This window comes from Mesorhizobium sp. B2-7-3 (assembly GCF_006440715.1).
Lineage (GTDB): Bacteria > Pseudomonadota > Alphaproteobacteria > Rhizobiales > Rhizobiaceae > Mesorhizobium > Mesorhizobium australicum.
This window is the reverse complement of the sequence record NZ_VFTY01000009.1, coordinates 40,116-60,133: the sequence shown is the minus strand read 5'-3', so window position 1 is coordinate 60,133 and position 20,018 is coordinate 40,116. Positions and strand designations below refer to the sequence as shown.

Below are 20,018 nucleotides of genomic sequence, written 5' to 3'. Positions count from 1 at the left end.
TCAGTTCAGTTTTAACCTGTTGGGCCGCGCCACTCACAATCAGAGTCAAGTGGCTCGCTTTGCCGTTACTTGACGAAGGGACGCAGCACGTCGCGGGCGAGCAGAAAACCCCGCTTCACCTGCTCGTCGCTGCCTTCAAATCGCCTGTCCTCGTGCTCGATGATGACCGATCCGTCATAACCGGCGCGGTAGAGGCCCGAGAAGAAGCCGCTCCAGTCGACATCGCCCAGCCCCGGCATGCGCGGCACCTGCCAGCCTATGCCCGCCGACAGAATTCCGCGCTCGTACAAACCATCACGATCAATCATCAGGTCCTTGGCGTGGACATGCAGCATATATGGGCCGAATTCCCGGATGAAGCGGGCCTGGTCGATCATCTGCCAGACCAGATGCGAGGGGTCGAAATTCATGCCGACGTCGCCGCCCCAGGCTTCGAGAATGCGACGCCAGACCTGCGGCGAATAGGCGATGTTGTGCCCGCCCGGCCATTCGTCATGGCTGAAGATCATTGGGCAGTTTTCGAAGGCGAGTTTTACCCCGTGGCCGCTCGCATGGGCAACGATTTCCGGCCAGACTTTCAGCGCGTCCTGCCAGTTGACGTCGACTGTCTTGGAGGCATCGCCGCCGCAGAAGGTGTTGACCAGGGGAACGCCCATGTTGGCGGCCAGGACGATGACCTTCTTCAGGTGGCCGATGACCGCCTCGCGATGGGCGGCATCCGGGTGCAGCGGGTTGGGGTAATAACCGAGACCGGAGACCGTGAGGTTCTTTTCCGCCAGGGATGCAACGATTTCTTTCGCCCGCGAGGCCGAAGTGCCGTCAGCATCGATATGGCTGGTGCCGGCATAGCGGCGGGTCTCGCCGGAGGTTTTCGGCCAGCAGGCGATTTCCAGTGCCTCGAAGCCGACAGAGCTTGCCCAGCCGGCGACCTCGCCAAGCGGCGTGTCCGCGAACGGTGCGGTGAGCAGTCCAAGTTTCATCATGCCTCCCCTGACCGCGAACCCGCGATCGATGCCTATAATGCCGATTGTTTGGATCGCTTCAACCTCGCGACCTCATCTTGTTCGAGACTGTGACGGACTGCCGCCATCGGATCGCCCGAAAGCAGTTCGCCAAGCGCTGACGTGACGGCCTGCCGGAACGTCTCGTCCGCGGCAAGGCCCGGGTCGAATATCGTGTCGATGGCCAGGATGGCGGAAGCCAGCGCCCGCGCATCGTGGCCGGTTTCGTCCGCAATCGCGGCGACCTTGCCGGCATAGGGATCCGACACCGGCCAGCGCTTGCCGAAGCGCGCCGAGGCCAGGATCAGATAAGCCATCCAGCCGGCGACCGGCACCGACAGCAGGCCGATGCTGGCCCCCAGGTTCAGGCGGTCGCGGATCGGGTTGAGCAGGCGCTGCACGATTTTTTGCGAGCCGTCGGTGGCGATCTGGTGGTTGCGATGGCGGATCGCGGTGTTCTTCAACCGGCCAAGGCTCTGCTCGACATAAGCAGATGGATTCATGCCAGCCACCGGCATCAGTGTCGGCAGGGTTTGCTCGACCAGCATGCGCCTGACGAAGACCGAAAGCAGCGGGTCGGCGATGGCATCCGACGTGTGTTCGAGGCCGGCCAGTACGCCGAGCGTGGCGAGTGTCGTCTGGGCGCCGTTGAGCACCCGCATCTTGAGATGCTCGAACGGGGTGACGTCGTCGACAAAAGTGGCGCCGGCCAGGTCCCAGCGCGGCATGCGGCCGGCGAACTTTTTCTCGATCACCCATTGCCGGAAGGGTTCGCCGACGGCGACGGCGGCGTCGCGATAGCCGAACCGTCGCTCGACGCTGTCGAGATCGTCCTGTGTCACCGCCGGAGCGATGCGGTCGACCATGGCCGACGGGAAGGCGGCATTGGCCGCGATCCAGTCGGCCAGGCCATTGCCGCGCCGTTCGGCAAAGCTCCGCACGACATTTTCCAGGATGACGCCGTTGGTCGGAATGTTGTCGCAGGAGAGCAGCGTCAGCTTCGGGCCATGCGTGGCCCTACGTTGCTCCAGCGCCCGCGTGAGGATGCCGGGCACGCTGCGGGGCGCTTCTGGGTTGGCGAGGTCGTGGACGATGTCGGGATGATCGAGGTCGAGCGCGCCAGTCGAGGGGACATGGCAATAGCCTTTTTCGGTCACCGTCATCGTCACCAGCTCGATGTCGGCGGAGACGAGCACCTCGAGCGCCGGTGCGGCGCTGTCCTGGCTGTCGACCACCTTCACGATGCTGCCGATGACGCGTGCCTCGACATGATCGTTCTCGCGGATCAGCCTCGTGTAGAGGCCGTCTTGCCGGCCAAGCGTCTTGGTCAGGGCGGGCGGGCGAATGTTGATGCCGACGATGCCCCAGCGGTCGAACCGGCGCGAAAGCAGGTCGTCGGTGTATTCGGCCTGGTGACAGCGATGGAAGGCGCCGACGCCCAGATGCGCCATGCCTGGTGAGAGCGCCGCGCGGTCGTATGACGGCTTTTGCACGGCTGCGGGCAGCCGCTCCAGCAGTCTGGGCCCGAGCCTTTCGATGGAGTTCACCGGTTCGCCCCGATCACCGCCTGCTCCTGGTCGATCACCGCGCCGGTCATCGGCCCGGCTGCGTCGGAAAGCAGGAACACGGCGAGATTGGCGATATCGTCCGGCTTGAGCAGCCGACCGAAGGGCTGCGCGGCATTGGCGGCGTCGAGCCATCCCGGGCCATTGCCCAGCGTCTGCGCCTGCATGATGCGTTCGGCCGGCGTGTCGGTCCAGCCGACATTGATGCCGTTGACGCGGATGCGGTCGAAGCGGTGGGCGTTGGCGGCATTCTTGGTCAGCGTCGCCAGCGCGCCCTTGGTGGCGGAATAGACGGCGAGTTCCGGCGAGCCGCAATGGGCGTTTATCGAGAGGATGTTGACGATGGCGCCGCCGTGGCCACGCTTCTTCATGTCGGCGATCGCGGCCTGCATCAGGAAGAAGGGCGCACGCGCGTTGACGGCAAACAGCGCCGACCAGTCGTCCGGTGTCGCGTCGAGGAAGGAGGCGCGGTCGGTCAGGCCGGCGGCGTTGACCAGGCCGTCGATGCGGCCGAAGCGCTCGATGCAGGCCTGCGCCAAAAGGGCGGGAGTTTCCGTGTCTCCAAGGTCGGCGGCGACGAAGAGCGTCGGCGTACCCAGGGCCGACAGTTCCGCTGCCACGGCCTCGCCGCGCTTGCTGTCGCGCCCGGTGATCAGCAGGCCGGCAGCGCCGGAGCGCGCCAGCGTCTCGGCAATGGCACGGCCGATGCCTTGCGTCGACCCGGTGACCAGCGCCACCTTGCCTTCGAGCCTGATCTCCATTCCTCCTCCCGGAACAAAGTTTCTATTTATTGAAATATGGAATGTTGATTCCCGATAGTCAATTGTACCAGCGGCGCCTCATGTGCCGCGGCGCGCCGCGACGCCTTGGACCAGCGCCATGCCCACCGCCAGCGACGCCGCCAGCGAGCGGAAGCCGGCGAAGTCGGATTCCACCACTTCCAGCCAGCTGTCCGACAGCCGGATGAGCGGCGAGAAGGTGCTGTCGGTAATAGTGACGATGCGGGCCTTGCGTTCATGCGCCACGGCCACCAGGTCCGGCGTGATCGAATTGTAGGGGCTGAAGGACACCGCCAGCACGGCGTCGCGTGCGCCAATGCAGCCGACCTGATCGAGCGCGGTCGAGCCGACATTGTCGACCAGCACATTGCGCACGCCTTGCTGCGAAAGCGTCAGCGACAGATAGGTGGTGACGGGGAAGGCGCGCTTGGAGCCGATGACGTAGATCAGGTCCGCCTTGGCCAGCGTCGCCACCATCTTCTCGAAGCTTTCGATATCGAAGCCGCTTTCGATGCGGCCGAGCGAGGCTTGCGAGGCGCCGACCATGCCGCGCAGGAAATGCGTGGCGGCACTGGGCTCGGCCTCGGCGCGCTGCTCGACGCGGCCTTCCGGCCACGATCCCTTGACGTGGTCCTTGAACAGGCCCTGGAAATCGGAAAAGCCGGAATAGCCGAAGATCTGGGCGAAGCGCACCAGCGTCGAGGGCTGCACGCCGGCCTGTGCCGCCACCTGGGCAATGGTGCCGAGCGCCACCTCGCTCGGGTGCTGCCACAGGAAGATCGCCACCTGGCGCAGGCGCTTGGGAAAATGCACGGTGCCGGAAGACAGCACCGCGCGCAGCTCCTCATAGGTTCGCGGCTGTATATAGCCAAGTGCCGCCAGCGAACGGCCGCGTTTGCGCGTCGCTGCCTCGTCGGCACTGGATCGTCCGGATGGTTTTCTCGCCCCGCTCATGAATTCAGGCTAGCGCGATACGATCGTTTTACAATATGGATTTTGGAAATGGTGTTCGATGGGGATAGGGCGAGGCTCGGCGATTTCGTCATCCCAGGGCGAAGCAGCCGCGCAGATCCTGGTGTCTGCGCCGCGTCGCTTCGCTCCTTGCTATGCCCTGGGATGACGACCCCGCTAGTGATCAGCCCCGAGGAGAAAACATGGTCTATGCAACATCGGATGGATCGACGCGCCAGCGTCTGCTCGTCGGCATGGTCGGCGGCGGCCGCAATGCCTTCATCGGCGCCGTGCATCGGCTGGCCATGCGCCTCGACGACCAGATCGCGCTGGTTGCCGGCGCGCTGTCGTCTGACCCGGACAATGCCGCCGCCTCGGCCGCCGAGATCGGCATCGCGCCGGAGCGCAGCTATGCCGATTACCGCGCCATGGCCAAAGCGGAGGCCGCGCGGCCGGATGGCATAGAGGCGGTCGTCATCGTCACGCCCAACCATCTGCACGCGCCGATCGCCACCGCCTTCCTAGAGGGCGGCATCGACGTGATCTGCGACAAGCCGCTGTCGACGACGCTGGCGGACGCCGAGGCACTGGTTGCACTCGCGAAGGCGAAAAACCGCCGCTTCGTCGTCACGCTCAACAACACCGGCTACGCGATGGTGCGCCAGGCGCGCGAGATGGTGATGGCGGGCGAGCTTGGCCGGGTCGTGTCTGTGCATGGCGCCTACATCCAGGACTGGCTGACCAAGCCGATCGATGCCGACGGCCAGAAGCAGGCGGAATGGCGCACCGATCCGGCGAGGGCGGGGCAGTCGGCGGTGCTGGCCGATATCGGCGTGCATGCCTTCAACCTGGCAGGCTTCATTTCGGGCCGCGAGGCCGAGACGGTGTCGGCCGACCTGTTCACCGCGGTGCCCGGACGCCGGCTCGACGACAATGCCCATGTGCTGGTGCGCTGGACCGATGGCGCACGCGGCACGATCCTGGCCAGCCAGACGTCGCCCGGCCACTACAACGACCTCTCCGTGCGCATTTATGGCGACAGGGCCGGGCTCGAATGGTCGGGCGGCCGGCCGGAGGAACTGCGCTTTTCCAGATATGGCGAGGAAACCCGCACGCTGGTGCGCGGCGGCCATGGCTCGACGGAGGAATCCCGCCGCGTGTCGCGCATGCCGGCGGCGCATCCCGAAGGCTATATCGAGGCCTTCGCCAATTTCTACCGCGACGCCGCCGACATCATCCGAGCCCACCGCTCGGGCGGCGCGGTGGATCCCGCCCGCGCGGCGAGGGTGCCAGACGTGATCGACGGCGCGCGCGGCGTGAAGTTCGTCGCCGCCGCGGTGGAGTCGAACGCGGCTGGCGGGGCTTGGACCGCGGCCAGGTTTGCGGGATGAACAGCCGACCTCCGAGGGGAGATCGGCGGCTTTTGCCGTCGGCAACTATTCGATACCCAACTGTTCTGCCAAATCCGACAGCATAGGGCGCTGACCCTGCAGAATCTTCACCCCGGCCTCGGCCAAGGTGAACCAGCCGGCCCTGTCGACCTCCGGGAATTCCTTCATCGATCCCGACCGCGGCGGCCATTCCATGGTGAAGGTGTTGCTCTTGATGGCGGTCACATCGATGTCGGCCTCGACGGACCAAGCCATGACGATCTTGCCGCCCGGTTGCCGATAGTCGCCAAGGCGAGCGAAGGGGCCTTCGACCTTCATGCCGAGCTCTTCCTCGGTCTCGCGTCGTGCCGCCGCCAATTCGTCCTCGTCCTCGTCGATGAGGCCCTTCGGGATCGACCAGGCGCCATCGTCCTTCTTTGCCCAGAAGGGGCCGCCGGGATGAACCAGCAGCACCCCGATACCGTCATCGCTCCGGCGATAGATCAGCAGACCCGCGCTGCGTTTTGCCATGTTTGCATGTCCGTTTGCGGCACCGGTGCGAAGCCGGCCGATTCTGAGATCATGGCTGCCGATCTTGCACCTGGAAATTGCGACGCTATGTCAGATGCATCCGCATTGCACCTCATACGCGAGTCCGGCAAACTGATAGCATCGTTTCTGGGGCGGCGTCGAAAATCAGGTGAGGCGTCCGAATGCAGCTGGGTCTGATCGGCTACTACAGCGACTTCGTGGTCTATCCCCTGGTGATCGCGATATTGGGGGTGGCCGGACTGATCGAGGCCGGAGAAGAAAGCGCGCCGGACTGGGTCGGCACGATGCTGATCTGCCTTGGCCTGTGGACGCTGATCGAATATGTGCTGCACCGTTTCGTGCTGCACCACGTCCCCTGGATCCGAGACCTGCACGACCGTCACCACGTCGAGGAGCGCAGTCCGGTGGGCACGCCGACCTGGCTCAGCCTGGGCGTGCATGCGCTGGTGGCGTTCCTGCCCGTCTGGATGGTCTCCGACTTCGCGACCGCCAGCGCGGTGAGTTGCGGGTTGATGCTGGGCTATCTCTGGTACATCAGCGTCCACCACATGATCCACCACTGGCATCCGGCCCATCCGAGCTATCTCTACACGCTCAAGCGCCGCCACGCGGTGCACCACCATATCGACGACAACGCCAATTTCGGCGTGACGTCGATATTCTGGGACCGGATTTTCGGCACCGCTAGGCTTTGACGTGGGGAACCTTTCGACCAGGCGACCAACTTCATTCGTGGTCTGCCGGGCGACGGGAAACGCCCAGCCTGAAATCCATATCAGGCCGAGCGATCTGGCCAGAATAACCAGATGAGCGCGGCGGCCATCAGAACCCAAATTCCGACGATGAATGCGAGGCCGCCGCGGCTGGTCGGCCTCGATCGGCGAATGGCCTCCGCGCGAAACTCCGCCATCAGATCGGCGGGGATCAACTTCACCGCGAGCAGGATGCCAAGCGGTACGATGATCAGATCGTCCAGATATCCGAGTACGGGAATGAAATCGGGTATCAGATCGATAGGACTGAGCGCGTAGGCGGCGACCATGCCGGCGGCAAGTTTGGCGTACCAGGGAACGCGAGGATCGCGGGCGGCCAGCCACAGGGCCATCACATCGCGCTTGATGGCTTTCGCCCATTGCTTTGCCTTGTCGAGGACAGTCACCCGGCAACTCTCTTTAGAAGGCCCCGAACATCGGCGTCTCCGCTCCTTCCCTCGATCATTGCAGCGATGTCGACGATCTGCAAACTGACCCCGCCGCGCAACGGGCGTGCCGTGAAGAAGGCCTATTGAAAGCCGGCGCTGGTGACGACCACCGCGCCGCCTGGTTCGGGACGTCGATCCGCAAAGCGTGAGCGACGGGGAGGGCTCCTCCGCTCACAATTCCTTCTCCGCTAGTTCCTGAATGCGTCGGGCAGCGAGCGGGCCGCTTCCAGGGCCACCGTACCTTAGCCGACCGCCTGTTTGCCGAAACGCTGACGGATCTTGTCGATAAGGCGGCCGAGGAGGCCTGGCCGGCGATTCATCGCCTCCCGGTTGGCCGCCTGTTTCTCCAGGTACCCCGCCAGCGCCAGGTCGTGGCGCTGCGGCGCGACCCGGTCCGGAGACCGCGACGTAAGCCAGGGATCGCCGTAGAACAGGAGCGGCCAGTCTGTTGGGTGCGGGAGCAACATGGTATTCTCCATGACAGTTGTCAGCAGCACCGTGCGTCACACCCGTCGGACTCGCGTTCGCGCCAGCGTGACGAAATCGTGAAAAGCGTCGCGCGACGCAGAAAGCCGGTTGAATTGGTATCGGCACCGGTAAAGGATTGCCGCTGAAGCTGTGGTGGATCCGATGGCGCGCCTCTCACTGTTGGGTGGGTTCGATTTCGCTGGCGGTGCCGTGGCCCCGTCCTTCACCCGCAAGGCGCGCGCCATGGTCGCCTATCTTGCGATCCATTCGGGGCATTCGCTCTCGCGCGAAAAGCTTGCCGCCCTGCTGTGGGGCGACACCGGCGAGCCGCAGGCACGCATGAACCTTCGGCAGGCTCTTTCTGTCGTGAGGAAGGCTATGCCCTCGGCCCATGGCATTCGCTTCCTGACCGATGGCGACAGCATCATGCTGGCGCTGGATGATCTCGATTTCGACGTCGCCCGGTTCGAGGTGCTGGCCGCCGAGGCGGCACCCGAGCAGCTTGAGCAGGCCATCAGCCTCTATCGAGGCGATCTCCTCGATGGCTTCAGCCTGAAGGAGGAACCCTTCGAGGACTGGCTGCGGATCGAACGCGCACGGCTGCGGGCCACGGCCGTCTTGGTGCTGGAAAAGCTCGTCGCGCATTACTTCGCGCAGAACGATCTGGCGTCCTGCGTGCAGGCGGCGACACGCTTGCTAGCCTGGGAGCCGCTGCGTGAAGACATCCACCGGGCCTTGATGCGGGCCTGTGCGGCCCAGGGCCGCGTCAATTTGGCGCTGAAACAATATGAGCTCTGCCGCGACGCCTTGCAGCGCCAGCTACGTGTTCAGCCGGAACCGGAAACGAGGCAGCTCTATGAACAGCTTCGCGCCCGACGCACGGCGTCGGCGGCCCCAGCAGCAGCCGGGCCGGTTGCGCCCGGTGCTCAGGCTGCATCGCCGCCGACCCACTATGTCAAATCGGCTGGCAGCAACATCGCGTATCAGGTAACGGGCAACGGCCCCGTAGACCTCATTTATGTGCCAGGCTGGGTTTCCAATCTCGACCTTGCCTGGGCATCGCCCAGGCTGGCGCATGTCCTGCACCGTCTCGGCTCTTTTTGCCGGCTGATCCGGATGGACAAGCGCGGCACCGGACTGTCGGATCGCAATGTCGGCCTGCCGACGCTCGAAGAGCGTATGGAAGACGTGCGCGCGGTCCTGGACGCGGTCGGTTCGAAGCGTACCGTCCTGTTCGGCAGCTCCGAGGGCGGCAGCATGTGCATGCTGTTTGCCGCGACCTATCCCGAACGCACGGCCGCCCTCATCTTGAACGGGACCTATGCCCGAGGCGTATGGGCGCCGGACTACCCCTGGGCCAAAACCAAGGCGCAGGTGGAAAGAGAACTCGTCGCCATCGAGCGCGAATGGGGAGAGCCGGCCGACCTCAGCAATGCCGCGCCCAGCCTGATGAACGATGCATTCGAGCGCGAATGGTTCGCGGCCTTCCTGCGCAATTCAGCTTCGCCCGCCGATGCGATCTCGCTGTGGTACTGGAGCACCGAAATCGACGTTCGGGAGATCCTGGGAGCCATCCACGTTCCAACGCTGATCCTTCAGAGAACGGGCGATCGCTGGGTCAAGGCCGAGGAGGGGCGCTACCTGGCGAGACACATACCGGGAGCGAGCTACATCGAGCTCGCGGGCAACGACCATGTCATCTGGGGGGAAGGCTCCGATCGCCTGATTGATGAGATCCAGTCCTTTGTCAGCGGCACCTTGCCGGCGGCACCCGACGAGCGTGTGCTGGTTACCATTCTCTGCGTGGACATCACCTCGCCATCTGCGTTCCCCGATGGCCGGGATTTGAGGCGGGGATATGTGGACGCGGTCTGCGATCAAGTGCAACTGGCCCAGGGCAGGGAGATCCGGCGCGACGCGAATGGCCTCCTCGCTGCCTTCCAGCGTCCGACGCGGGCGATCCAATGCGCCATGGCGATCCGCGACGGTTTGAAGCCATCCGGCCTCGGCGTCCGTGCCGCGGTGCATATTGGCGAGTGCGAAAAGCAAGACGGTGATTTAACCGGTACCGCCATCGACCAAGCAGTGCTGATGCTCGGCCAAGCCTTGCCGGGCGAGATCATTACGTCGCGCACAATCCGCGACCTCGTGCCGGGCTCCGGCCTTGTGTTTACAGAGCGCGGCGGGACGGAAACAGGCGCCGTGCCGGGAGGCGGGCAACTCTATGGGGTCGGTGCAGCGTCGGCCCGACAGTAGCGAAGCGCGGCATGGTGTCGATTGGCGCGCCGTCGGGGACAGTCCCTTTTCCGCTCAAAGCTCCTTTTCCGCCAGTTCCCTGAACTCGTCGGGCACCGAGCGGGCCGCTTCCAGTGCCACCGTACCGTAGCCGACCGCCTGTTTGCCGAAACGCTGGCGGATTTTGTCGATGGCGCGGTCGGCGCCGAAGCGCGCGAGGCCTTTTTGGCTGCCCGGGCGGCGCTTCTCGTCGGCGAGGCCGAGCGGCAGGTCGAGCTGCAGTTCGGCGCTCTCCTCCAGGTGCGAGACCGAGATCGCCAGCAGCGAGATCGTTTTCTCCTGGGGATGCCCGGCGAGCACGCCGCGCACCAAATCCCCTGCGATCTCGGCCAGCATGGCGGTCGCCGAGATCGGCTGTTCCAGCGTGATCGAGCGCGTGACGGCGCTGAGATCGGCAAAGCGCACGCGCACGGTCACCGTGCGGCCGGGGCGGTTCTTGGCGCGCAGCCGGCTGGCGACGCGGTCGGCCAGATGCAGCAGTGTGGGCACGATCACTCGCGCCACGGCCGGCTTTTGCCCGAGCGCCGATTGCGCGCCGGCCGAGTGCGCCCGGCGCTTCGTCTCCAGCTTGCGCGGATCGCGGTTCCACGACAGCGCCGCGAGCTTTTCGCCGGCCGCGGGGCCTAGCAGCCGGGTCAGGGCGCCGCTGTGGGTCCGGGCCAGCTCGCCGATGGTCTCGACGCCGATCTCGGCCAAGCGCGCCCTGGTTGCCGGGCCGACGCCCCACATCAGCGAGACCGGCAAATCGTGCAGAAAGGCAAGCTCGGTGCCGGGCTCGACCACCACCAGCCCGTCTGGCTTGGCGACTTGCGAGGCGATCTTGGCCAGATGCTTGGTGCGCGCCACGCCGATCGAGATCGGCAGGCCGAGTTCGGCCCGCACACGGCCGCGGATCGCCGTCGCGATTTCCCGCGGGGAGCCGAACAGATGCGTGCAGCCGGCGACATCGGCGAAGGCCTCGTCGATGGAGATGCGTTCGACCACCGGCGTGAAATCGTCGAGCACCTTGATCGCCGCGTCGCCCAGCCGCTGGTAGTGGCTGAAATTGCCGCCGACGAAGATCAATTGCGGGCAAAGCTCGCGCGCCTTGCGTCCCGGCATGCCGCCGCGCACGCCAAAGGCGCGCGCTTCGTAAGAGGCGGCGAGCACCACGCCGCCGCCAACCGCGATCGGCTTGCCGCGCAGCGACGGGTCGAGCAGTTGCTCGACCGAGGCATAGAAGGCGTCGAGATCGGCATGCAGGATGGTGGCCGTCGTTTCCATCCTGTTCCGCTCATCCGCGATTGCTGATAGACAGAAACATATAGTGAACAAACAGAGATCGTTGTCAATCGGGTCTTTGCTGCATCGGTGTCCTTTGGGCGTAACCGAGGCGCGTAAAGTGCCTCCTTTTCCACAGGGCGGAAGGAGGCAGCGCCACTTCCTAGACAACATGCTCCGCCCGCAGTGCCGCCTTCATCCGTTCCAGCGCCGGCTCGCCGCCGGCCGCCAGTTCGTCGGCGATACGGGCGAGCTTGTCGTCGGACTTGCGGTGCTTGCTGCCCCAGGCGCCGAGCGTGGCCAGCACCGGCAGGAGATCGATGCCGGCTTCGGTCAGCCGGTAGATCGCCTTCAGCCCGTGGCTAGGGTCGTCGCTGCGGGTGAGAATGCCTTCGTCCTGCAGCGTCTGCAGCCGCTCGGCCAATGTGCGCGAGGAGATGCCTTCATCGGATTGCAGGAACTCGCGAAAATGCTTTTTGCCGGCGAAGACCAGGTCGCGGATGATGAGCAGCGTCCAGCGGTCGCCGAGCAATTCCAGCGACAGGCTGATCGGGCAGCCGGATCTTTCACGCGTCGACATCTCTACGGTTCCATTTTTAAATCACTTTACTATTGACATCGTTCTTTCCATCAGTCAAATGCTTCCAAAAGTAAATCGTTGGGCCGCAACTTGGCCAGCAGGAGGACGCGGCGCTGATCGCGGCCGGGTTGGTCGACGAGTTCCAGCTGTTCGTCAATCCGGCCGTGCTGGGCGCCGGCCACCGCATTTTCGACCAAGGCGGGTTCCGAAACCTGCTTCTGCTTGGTTCGAAGGCTTATGCCTGCGGCATGGTGGTCAGCCGCTACGCGCCGGCAGGCTGATCGCCGGCGTGTAGGCCGCACGCCGGTAAAAAGACGTTTGGCCGGAATCCTTTGCCCGCTTCTCTTCGTCTTCAAGGTGGGTCGCCGGAAGGGCGGTCGCATCAACGCTGAATGGAGAGACAGATGATCCTGGTGACAGGCGCCACCGGCCTGAGCGGCAAGGCAATCGTGCGCGAGTCCGCGCGGCAGAAGCATCAAGTGAGGGCGCTGGTTCGCGGTCTTAACCGGGCATCCGCGGCAGGGCTCGGCGGACTTGCCGGCGTCGAGCTGGTCGACGGCGACATGCGCCGGGCGGAGACGCTTGGCGCGGCCCTCGATGGTGTCGATCGCGTGCTGATGATTTCGACCGCCGCGCAAGACATGGTCGAGACGCAGTGCCGTTTTATCGACGCCTGCAAGCAGGCCGGCGTCGCGCATGTGGTGAAGTTTTCCGGTGCCGAATCCAACATCGGCTATGACGCGACGAAGTTCCGCTTCACACGCATGCATGAGGAGGTCGAGCGCTATCTCGAAGGAGCCGGCATGGCGTGGACGCATCTGCGCCCCAGCCAGTTCATGCAGGCCTATCTGCGCGACGCGCCGACCATCGCCGCCGAGGGCGCCTTCTATCTGGCGCTTGGCGGCACCGAACTGTCGCCGGTCGATGTCGAGGACATCGCCAAGGTCGCCGTCCGGCTGCTGCGCGATGGCGGCCATGAAGGCGAGAGCCTCGACATGACCGGACCCGAGGCGCTGACGATGAGCGACATCGCGGCGCGGATTTCGCAGGCGATCGGCAAGCCGGTCCGCTACGTCGACATCAGCCCGCAGGACCGCCGGCGCAACCTGCTGGCCGCCGGCGTCCCCGCCGACTTCGCCGATGCGCTGGACGAGCAGTTGACCGAGCGCCTGCGGCGGCCGAAATCGCGGGTGCATCTGGCCACCCACGATATGTTCGGCGTGCGCGCGACGCCGTTCGTCGAATTCGCCCAACGCCACGCGGCGATGTTGCGGGGCGAGGCGTAGGCCGCCGAAAAAAAACGCAGGTCGGCACGTATCCTTTTTGCCTGCCCGTCCGTCTCTTGCCTGAAGGTCGCGCCGGACCGCGATCGGCAACCACGGAGAAACGGTCATGGCGAGCATGCAAAGTCAGGCAAACAGGAACCACTACGCCGCGCTCGCGGCCAATGCGGGCAAGTTGACCACCCCTCAGGCGGTCATCGACTACAACGACGTCAATTGGACGGCACTGACCGGCGAACCGGGCGGCGTCGATTATATCGAGGTCGATGCCGGCGGCGTGCCGGCGATGTGGGTGGTGCCGAAGGGCGCCGACGAGCAGCGGGTGCTGTTTTACGCGCATGGCGGCGGCTTCATCGGCGGCTCGATCTACACGCACCGCAAGCTGGTCGGTCATCTCGCCAAGGCCGTCGGCTGCCGGGCGCTGCTCTACGACTATCCGCTGGCGCACCAAGCCAAGCATCCGGCCCAGCTCGAGGCCGCGACATCGGCCTGGGACTGGCTCGTCGACCAAGGCTTCGACCCCAAGCGGATCGTGATCGCAGGCGACTCCTGCGGCGCGGTGCCGACCTATGGCGTCCTGCAGCGGCTGCGCGCGCAAAGGCGGCCACTGCCGGTCGCCACGCTGATCATCTCCGGCTGGTTCGACATGGCGTTGACCGGCGCCAGCTACGAGACCAACCGCGACAAGGACCCGGCCTTCGCTAGGGAAGCCGTCGACTGGCTGGCGGCCAATTTCATCGGCGATGCCGATCGGCGCGATCCCGAAGTCAGCGCGCTCTACGCCGACCTCTCCGGCTTTCCACCCGTCTTCCTGCAGGCCGGCGCCGACGAGACGCTGGTCGACGAAAGCCGCATGTTCGCCGAGCGGGCGAGGCAGGCGGGCGTCGAGACGCGGCTCGACGTCTTTGACGGCATGCTCCACTCCTTCCAGATGATGGCAGGGCGGGCGCCGGAGGCCGATGACGCCATTGCCCGCTTCGCCGCCTGGGTGCGGCCGAGACTGGGGCTGCCGGCTCCCGGTGAGAAGACCAGCGAAAAGGCGGCGTGAGCATGCGGCGGCTGATCGTGTCGAGTTTCGTCTCGCTGGATGGCGTCATCGAGGCGCCGATGACGTGGGCGTCGCCATTCTTCGTCGGAGAGAATGTGGACCATGCCTTGCGGGCGCTTTCGAACGTCGAGTTCTTCCTGCTTGGCCGCGCCACCTACGAGATGTTCTTCGCGCGCTGGCCCTGGGCCAAGGGTCCGTACATGGACCGCATCAACGGCCTGAAGAAGCTGGTCGCCTCGACGACGCTGAAGACGGTGTCGTGGAATGCCGCGCTGATCGAGGGCGACATCGCCGAGGCGCTCGCGGCGCTGAAACGCCAGCCGGGGGGCGACATCCTGAAATATGGCGTGTCGCAGCTCGACCGCACCTTGCTTTCCACTGGGCTGGTGGACGAGTATCATCTGTCGATCGTGCCGACATGGGTCGGGCAGGGCAAGCGCGCCTTCGACGACGTCGGGCCGATCGATCTCGAACTGGTCGACATCAACCGTTTTGCCAATGGCGTGGTGACCCTGACCTATGTGCCGCGATGAACCAGCAGATCCGCAAATCCCCCGACACGGCACGAGGCATGCGGGTCTGGCCTGAGCCCGACCGCGTGTTCGACCTGCGCTATGCCGCGTTCCTGGAGACGGTTTCGCATCTGCGCGCCAGGCTGCATCGCTATTGCGCCCGCATGACCGGCTCGGCGCTGGATGGCGAGGACATCATGCAGGAGGCGCTGTTCGAGGCCTATCGCAAGATCGAGCTGCTCGACGATGCGCAGGCGCTGCGGCCGTGGCTTTTCCGCATCGCGCATAACAGGTGCATCGATTTCATCCGCAATCGCCGCACGCGGCACGCGGCAGAGGCCTTCTATGCCGACGACGACGTGGTGCAGCCGGTCGAGCCGGCCGGTCCGGGCGCCGGCCGCGCCATCGAGCGGTTGGTGGTGCATCTGCCACCGAAGGAGCGCGCCTGCGTGCTGCTCAAGGATGTCTTCGACCATTCGCTGGAGGAGATCGCCGAGATGGTCGGCTCGACACCGGGCGGCGTCAAATCGGCGCTCAATCGCGGCCGCGCCAAGCTCGCCGCTCTACCCGCGCAACCGGCCGCGGCGCCGCCACACGATCCCGAACTGGAGCGGCTGCTTGATCGCTATGTCGCGCTCTTCAACGCCAGGGACTGGGACGGCGTGCGGGCACTGACCAGCGCCGATGCACGCCTCCAGGTGTCGGACTGCTACAGCGGCTTGCTGTCGGGTTCGCCCTACTTCGTCGAATATGAGCGCAGCGAACTGCCCTGGCGCGTGCGGCCAGGCGCGTTCGAAGGGGAGATGGTGCTGGTCGTCGACAGGCAATATGGCGAGGTCTGGCGGCAGGCATATCTGGTCCGGATCGGCGCCACGGGCGGGGTGATCGACAGCATCAGCGACTATTATGCCTGCCCGTGGATCCTGGAGATGGCAAACGTGGAGGGGATCTATCCTGGCCTCCTCGCCGGTATCGTTTCCCTGCCTACTTCACCGAGTCCACCGCCGCCAGGATAACATCGGCGACTTCGCGGGGCTTGGCGAGCATGGCGACGTGGCTGGTCGGCAACTCGGTGACCTTGGCGCCGATCGCCTTCGCCATCGCGGCCTCGGCCGCCGGCGGGATCATTCCGTCGTGCCTGGCGACGATGTACCAGCTCGGCTTTGTCTCATACGCGGCCGCGGTGAGCTTTTCGTCGAAGATACCGGAGAAGGCTGGTCCCTGGGTGGCGGCGATCACCCCGATTTCCGCCGGCGGCAGGTCTTGCGCGAAATATTTGGCGACACCCTCGGCGCTCAACCTGAGATAGCCGCCGCTGTCGGGTTGCAGCGCGCTTGCCCAGGGCGGCGGCGGCTGACCCTTGCCAAGCTCGTTGATCGACACGCCCTTTGGCGGCGCGAATGCGGCGACGTAGACCAGCGCCTTGACCTTGTCGTTCACGCCGGCCTGGCTGATGACGACGCCGGCCCAGGAGTGACCGACGAGAATGACCGGACCCGGCTGGGCATCAATGACGCGCATGGTTGCGTCGACATCGGCGGCAAGCGAGCTCAAAGGATTTTGCACGGCCACCACATTGAGCCCCTTGGCCTCCAGCAAGGGAATGACCTTGCTCCAGCTCGATCCGTCGGCGAACGCGCCGTGCACCAGGACGACCGTTTTCTTCGGGACATCGGCGGCTGACGCCGGTGCTGTCGCCGTCAGGAGAACGGCGGTTCCCAGAGTCAGGAAATGCGTTAACGGCATAGAATGTCTCCCATTGTCGCGACGGGCCGCACCATTGCTGGGCGCGATCCCGTTCGGCTTCATCGTTACAAAGGTCGGCCCTGGCAGAGCCCACGGTGGTCGCTGAAGCCGTGCTGTTACTTGGCGAGGAAATCTGTAATCAGCGTGACGGTGACGTCCGGGTTTTCCTCCATGATCCAATGGCCCGATGCAGGCACGATGGCTCCGGTCACGTCACTGGCGACCAACCGCAAGATGTCGGCCTGCGTCGTGCCGGCCGATTTTTCCGCACCCGCCGCGAGCACTGGCATGGTCAGCTTGCCGCCCGTGGTGAGCATCGCCTGATTGTCGATCGCATCCTGGTCGAATGCCTTGAACTGCTCGAAGGCGTCGTGCATGGCATGTGGCCGGGCGTAAAGCTTGGCGTAGTGGACGCGCGTCGCCTCGTCGATCTTCTTGGGGTCGGCCGACAATTCGTTGTAGAAGCGATCGAGGTAGATGCGCTCGCGGCCCGCCACCAGCCGTTCCATGTCGGGGCCGCGGAAGTTGAAATGCCACAGCAGCGGGCTCTGCTTGATCTTGTCCCAGTCGCCTATGCCCGGCAGCGGCGCGTCGATGACAACCCATTTGGTGATGCGCTTCGGATACTGCGCGGCCAGCGCATAGCCGACCATGTTGCCGATGTCATGGGTGACCAGGTCGGCCTTGTCGATCTTCAGCGCGTCCATCACGCCGGCGATGTCGACGGCTTGGTTCTTCTTCGTGTAGCCGCCGTCGGGATGCGCCGAAAGGCCCATGCCGCGCAGGTCCGGCACGATCACGGTGTGGTCCTTCATCAACGCTATCGCAGCCGGCGCCCACATGTCGCCGGTGTCGGCGAAACCATGCAGCAGCACGACCGCCGGCCCTTGTCCGCCGACACGGACGTTCAGGCTGGTGCCGTTGGTCTCGATCGTCTGCGTCTTGAAGCCGGCCGGAAACGCGACAACGCGCGCGGAGGCCGGAACACTCATGGCCAGCAGACCAAGGACGACAACCAACGGACGAAACATGCTGCACTCTCCGAGCTTTTGTTCTGTGATCGCGGTATCGCGACCTGCACAATTATGGCACCATGTCCTTGATTTCGTTAGGTGGCTGTCGCCTGATGGTGAATTTGGGAAAGCCGAACAATGCTGAAGCTCGAATCGGCCGCCGCGTTTGTCGCCGTAGCGGAATCCGGTTCGATCAGCGAAGCGGCCAGGCGCATGAGCCTGTCGAAATCCGTCATCAGCGAGCGACTGTCGGAACTGGAGCGCGGCCTCGGCACAAAGCTGCTGGACCGCACCACCCGCAAACTCTCCATCACCGAGGCGGGACGAGGTTTTTACGAGCGCGCCAAGCGCATCATGCAGGAGGTGGCCGATGCCCGCGCCGAAATCGCCGAGCGCCGCGGCGAACTCGCCGGGCCGCTCAGGATATCGGCGCCGACCAGTTTCGGCATCCTCCATCTCGGCCCGGCGCTATATGGCTTCCTGGCCAAGCACCCGGGAATCGAACTGACGCTCGATCTCGAGGATCGTTTCGTCAGCATGGTGGCCGATGGCTACGATGCCATTGTGCGTCATGGGCCGGTCGTCGAAGATGGACCTGTCATCGTCAAGAAGCTGGCTTCCAGCCGTCGCTTCCTGGTGGCCTCGCCGGATTATACCGAGCAATTCGGGTTGCCCGTGACCATCGATGACTTGAAGCGCCACAAGGGTATCATCTATTCCATCCGAGGTGCCGCCGACTGGCGGTTCAAGATTTCGCGGCGGCTGGTGACGATCCGCCCGGAAACCGCGCTGCGCGTCAACAATGGGATTTTGATGCGCGACGCCGCGCTTGCCGGCCTGGGCCTGGCGCTGCTCCCCGCCTACTTCATCCGCACCGAGATCGCCGACAAGCGATTGACGGTCGTCGATGTGGGTGCGGAGCCTGAAGGAGCCACCATCTATATCGCCTGTCCCGAGGATCGGCGCGGATCCGCCAAACTGCGCGCACTTACCGCATGGCTGCGCAACGCTTTCGGCGATCCGCCCTATTGGGAGCATGAGCCGGCGCTCACTTCCCATCGTGAAAAATGATGCCGACCGTGTGGCGCATGCCGGAGCGCAGGCGGCTGACGCCGTGGCGCAGGTTGACGCGGTAATTGCCTTTCGTGCCCTGCACCGGCCGGTTGTGGACCGCGAAAGCCACCGCATCGCCCTGGCGCAGGGGCACCACTTCGACCCGGCTCTGCATGCGCGGCCGCTGTTCGGTCAGGGCGAATTCGCCGCCGGTGAAATCCTCGCCCGGTTCGGAAAGCAGGATTGCCACCTGCAGCGGGAAGGCAAGGTCGCCATAGAGGTCCTGGTGCAGGCAGTTGAAGTCGCCGGGCACATATTGCAGCAAAAGCGGTGTCGGCCTGACCTGGCCCGCGGCATGGCACTGGTCGAGAAACGCGCCATGCGTGGCGGGGTAGCGCATGGCGATCCCCATGCGCTCGTTCCACCGGTTGGCGACGTCGGCCAGCCTGGGGTAGAGCGCGCCGCACAGGCCGCCGACCAGATCGGGCAAGGGATAGCGGAAATAACGGTATTCGCCCTTGCCGAAACCGTGCCTGGCCATGTGGATGTGGCTGCGGAAATGTTGCTCCTGGGGATAGAGGCCGGCGAGTTGCCGGCACTCATCGGCCGAGAGCAGCTTTTCCATCACCGCGCAGCCGAAGCTGTCGAGCTCGGTGGCGAGCGCCGGCCAGTCATAGGCGGCGATGCGTGTCTCGGCGGCTGCGACCAGCGATGGCGCGACCCTGGCGTCGGCGTTCATATCGCGGCCTCCCTTTCCAGCAAGGCGCGCTTGCGCTCGATGCCCCAGCGGTAGCCGGACAGCGAGCCGTCGGCGCGCAACACCCGGTGGCAAGGAATGCCGAGCGCGATGACGTTGGCGGCACAGGCCGTCGCCACGGCGCGGGCGCCATCCGGCATGCCGAGGCGCCGGGCAAGGGCGGTGTAAGTGACGGTGGCACCGCATGGGATGGCGCGCAGCGCCTCCCACACGCGCTGCTGGAAGGGCGTGCCGTGGCGCATGTCGAGCGGCAGGTCGAGACCGGCGCCGGGCGTTTCGATGAAGCGCGCTATCGCCGCGAGATCATCGCGCAGGCCGGCCGCGTCTTCGAGCAGCACCCTGCCGGGGAAGCGGTAGGCGAGGTCCTGCCGCAACGTGCCGGCGTCGGAGCCGATGAGGATGGCGCAGACGCCGATGGGGCTGCGCGCCGCCAGGTTGTTTCCAAGCGCGGACTGGCCGATGGCATAGGTGATGGTGTCAAGGACGCTGGCGGTTGTCGCCTGCATATCGGTTCGCATGTGGTTCATTGCCTTCACTCCTGTCTATGCCTTGACCCTAACGAACTGGCCGGTGCCGCTCACTCC

At 65.1% G+C, this 20,018-nt stretch carries 23 protein-coding genes; 9 read left to right on the top strand and 14 right to left on the bottom strand.

Annotation, left to right across the window (positions count from 1 at the left end):
• Nucleotides 1-65: 65 nt before the first annotated feature.
• From FJW04_RS20470 to FJW04_RS20455, 4 genes are all read right to left on the bottom strand, one after another.
• A complete protein-coding gene (locus FJW04_RS20470) occupies nucleotides 66-980 on the bottom strand; it encodes a sugar phosphate isomerase/epimerase (RefSeq protein WP_140716305.1) in 915 nt (304 codons plus the stop codon).
• 35 nt (nucleotides 981-1,015) lie between these two features.
• Nucleotides 1,016-2,548 carry a mannitol dehydrogenase family protein gene (locus FJW04_RS20465; RefSeq protein WP_140716303.1) on the bottom strand — a complete coding sequence of 511 codons (1,533 nt, stop codon included), beginning with the start codon at nucleotides 2,546-2,548 and terminating at the stop codon, nucleotides 1,016-1,018.
• Nucleotides 2,545-3,327, bottom strand: coding sequence for an SDR family oxidoreductase (locus tag FJW04_RS20460; RefSeq protein WP_140716301.1), 783 nt, complete (start codon nucleotides 3,325-3,327; stop codon nucleotides 2,545-2,547). Before FJW04_RS20460 ends, FJW04_RS20465 begins: the two co-directional genes overlap by 4 nt.
• Before the next feature lie 78 nt (nucleotides 3,328-3,405).
• Nucleotides 3,406-4,299: a MurR/RpiR family transcriptional regulator gene (locus tag FJW04_RS20455; protein ID WP_140716299.1), complete on the bottom strand. Its 894-nt coding sequence runs from the start codon at nucleotides 4,297-4,299 to the stop codon at nucleotides 3,406-3,408.
• A 200-nt stretch (nucleotides 4,300-4,499) separates the two neighbouring features.
• Between FJW04_RS20455 and FJW04_RS20450 the strand changes: the two genes are divergently transcribed.
• Nucleotides 4,500-5,687: a Gfo/Idh/MocA family oxidoreductase gene (locus FJW04_RS20450; RefSeq protein ID WP_140716297.1), complete on the top strand. Its 1,188-nt coding sequence runs from the start codon at nucleotides 4,500-4,502 to the stop codon at nucleotides 5,685-5,687.
• 45 nt (nucleotides 5,688-5,732) lie between these two features.
• On the opposite strand, the gene FJW04_RS20445 is transcribed toward FJW04_RS20450, so the two are convergent.
• Entirely contained in the window at nucleotides 5,733-6,197 is a 465-nt protein-coding gene (locus tag FJW04_RS20445; protein WP_015316978.1) for an NUDIX domain-containing protein, read from the bottom strand.
• A 182-nt stretch (nucleotides 6,198-6,379) separates the two neighbouring features.
• On the opposite strand from FJW04_RS20445, the gene FJW04_RS20440 reads away from it, so the two are divergent.
• Entirely contained in the window at nucleotides 6,380-6,913 is a 534-nt protein-coding gene (locus FJW04_RS20440) for a sterol desaturase family protein (protein WP_140716295.1), read from the top strand.
• A gap of 80 nt (nucleotides 6,914-6,993) precedes the next feature.
• Here FJW04_RS20440 and FJW04_RS20435 read toward each other — a convergent pair whose 3' ends face one another.
• Both FJW04_RS20435 and FJW04_RS20430 read right to left on the bottom strand, forming a co-directional pair.
• The gene (locus FJW04_RS20435; protein ID WP_140716293.1) at nucleotides 6,994-7,377 is read right to left on the bottom strand and encodes a YkvA family protein; all 384 of its coding nucleotides are present in this window, start codon (nucleotides 7,375-7,377) and stop codon (nucleotides 6,994-6,996) included.
• Between the two features lie 284 nt (nucleotides 7,378-7,661).
• Complete coding sequence (locus FJW04_RS20430) at nucleotides 7,662-7,886, bottom strand: hypothetical protein (protein ID WP_140716291.1); 225 nt, start codon at nucleotides 7,884-7,886, stop codon at nucleotides 7,662-7,664.
• Nucleotides 7,887-8,130: 244 nt separating this feature from the next.
• On the opposite strand from FJW04_RS20430, the gene FJW04_RS20425 reads away from it, so the two are divergent.
• Nucleotides 8,131-10,143 (top strand): alpha/beta fold hydrolase, encoded by a 2,013-nt coding sequence (locus tag FJW04_RS20425; protein ID WP_246673936.1) that lies wholly within the window; start codon nucleotides 8,131-8,133, stop codon nucleotides 10,141-10,143.
• A gap of 54 nt (nucleotides 10,144-10,197) precedes the next feature.
• Here FJW04_RS20425 and dinB read toward each other — a convergent pair whose 3' ends face one another.
• The 3 genes from dinB to FJW04_RS30435 all read right to left on the bottom strand — a co-directional run bounded on the left by dinB (nucleotide 10,198) and on the right by FJW04_RS30435 (nucleotide 12,219).
• Complete coding sequence (gene dinB / locus FJW04_RS20420; RefSeq protein ID WP_140716287.1) at nucleotides 10,198-11,445, bottom strand: DNA polymerase IV; 1,248 nt, start codon at nucleotides 11,443-11,445, stop codon at nucleotides 10,198-10,200.
• Between the two features lie 160 nt (nucleotides 11,446-11,605).
• Nucleotides 11,606-12,022 (bottom strand): helix-turn-helix domain-containing protein, encoded by a 417-nt coding sequence (locus FJW04_RS20415; RefSeq protein ID WP_015316982.1) that lies wholly within the window; start codon nucleotides 12,020-12,022, stop codon nucleotides 11,606-11,608.
• Nucleotides 12,023-12,072: 50 nt separating this feature from the next.
• Entirely contained in the window at nucleotides 12,073-12,219 is a 147-nt protein-coding gene (locus FJW04_RS30435; protein WP_246673954.1) for a hypothetical protein, read from the bottom strand.
• Here FJW04_RS30435 and FJW04_RS20410 point away from each other — a divergent pair.
• The 5 genes from FJW04_RS20410 to FJW04_RS20390 all read left to right on the top strand — a co-directional run bounded on the left by FJW04_RS20410 (nucleotide 12,187) and on the right by FJW04_RS20390 (nucleotide 15,881).
• The gene (locus FJW04_RS20410; protein ID WP_246673951.1) at nucleotides 12,187-12,303 is read left to right on the top strand and encodes a hypothetical protein; all 117 of its coding nucleotides are present in this window, start codon (nucleotides 12,187-12,189) and stop codon (nucleotides 12,301-12,303) included. The two genes, FJW04_RS30435 and FJW04_RS20410, sit on opposite strands and share 33 nt — an antisense overlap.
• A gap of 123 nt (nucleotides 12,304-12,426) precedes the next feature.
• Complete coding sequence (locus tag FJW04_RS20405) at nucleotides 12,427-13,308, top strand: SDR family oxidoreductase (protein ID WP_140716285.1); 882 nt, start codon at nucleotides 12,427-12,429, stop codon at nucleotides 13,306-13,308.
• Between the two features lie 106 nt (nucleotides 13,309-13,414).
• Nucleotides 13,415-14,353, top strand: coding sequence for an alpha/beta hydrolase (locus FJW04_RS20400; RefSeq protein WP_140716283.1), 939 nt, complete (start codon nucleotides 13,415-13,417; stop codon nucleotides 14,351-14,353).
• A 2-nt stretch (nucleotides 14,354-14,355) separates the two neighbouring features.
• Nucleotides 14,356-14,886 carry a dihydrofolate reductase family protein gene (locus FJW04_RS20395; protein WP_140716281.1) on the top strand — a complete coding sequence of 177 codons (531 nt, stop codon included), beginning with the start codon at nucleotides 14,356-14,358 and terminating at the stop codon, nucleotides 14,884-14,886.
• Nucleotides 14,883-15,881 carry a sigma-70 family RNA polymerase sigma factor gene (locus tag FJW04_RS20390; protein WP_140716279.1) on the top strand — a complete coding sequence of 333 codons (999 nt, stop codon included), beginning with the start codon at nucleotides 14,883-14,885 and terminating at the stop codon, nucleotides 15,879-15,881. The genes FJW04_RS20395 and FJW04_RS20390 overlap by 4 nt, the downstream gene beginning before the upstream one ends.
• On the opposite strand, the gene FJW04_RS20385 is transcribed toward FJW04_RS20390, so the two are convergent.
• Nucleotides 15,850-16,611: an alpha/beta hydrolase gene (locus tag FJW04_RS20385; protein ID WP_140716277.1), complete on the bottom strand. Its 762-nt coding sequence runs from the start codon at nucleotides 16,609-16,611 to the stop codon at nucleotides 15,850-15,852. The genes FJW04_RS20390 and FJW04_RS20385 overlap by 32 nt on opposite strands.
• A 116-nt stretch (nucleotides 16,612-16,727) precedes the next feature.
• Entirely contained in the window at nucleotides 16,728-17,642 is a 915-nt protein-coding gene (locus tag FJW04_RS20380; protein WP_140716275.1) for an alpha/beta hydrolase, read from the bottom strand.
• Between the two features lie 120 nt (nucleotides 17,643-17,762).
• Between FJW04_RS20380 and FJW04_RS20375 the strand changes: the two genes are divergently transcribed.
• Nucleotides 17,763-18,695: a LysR family transcriptional regulator gene (locus FJW04_RS20375; protein WP_140716273.1), complete on the top strand. Its 933-nt coding sequence runs from the start codon at nucleotides 17,763-17,765 to the stop codon at nucleotides 18,693-18,695.
• On the opposite strand, the gene FJW04_RS20370 is transcribed toward FJW04_RS20375, so the two are convergent.
• Both FJW04_RS20370 and FJW04_RS20365 read right to left on the bottom strand, forming a co-directional pair.
• The gene (locus FJW04_RS20370; RefSeq protein WP_140716271.1) at nucleotides 18,673-19,416 is read right to left on the bottom strand and encodes a 2OG-Fe(II) oxygenase; all 744 of its coding nucleotides are present in this window, start codon (nucleotides 19,414-19,416) and stop codon (nucleotides 18,673-18,675) included. The genes FJW04_RS20375 and FJW04_RS20370 overlap by 23 nt on opposite strands.
• A complete protein-coding gene (locus FJW04_RS20365) occupies nucleotides 19,413-19,961 on the bottom strand; it encodes a methylated-DNA--[protein]-cysteine S-methyltransferase (protein ID WP_140716269.1) in 549 nt (182 codons plus the stop codon). The genes FJW04_RS20370 and FJW04_RS20365 overlap by 4 nt, the downstream gene beginning before the upstream one ends.
• Between the last annotated feature and the right edge of the window lie 57 nt (nucleotides 19,962-20,018).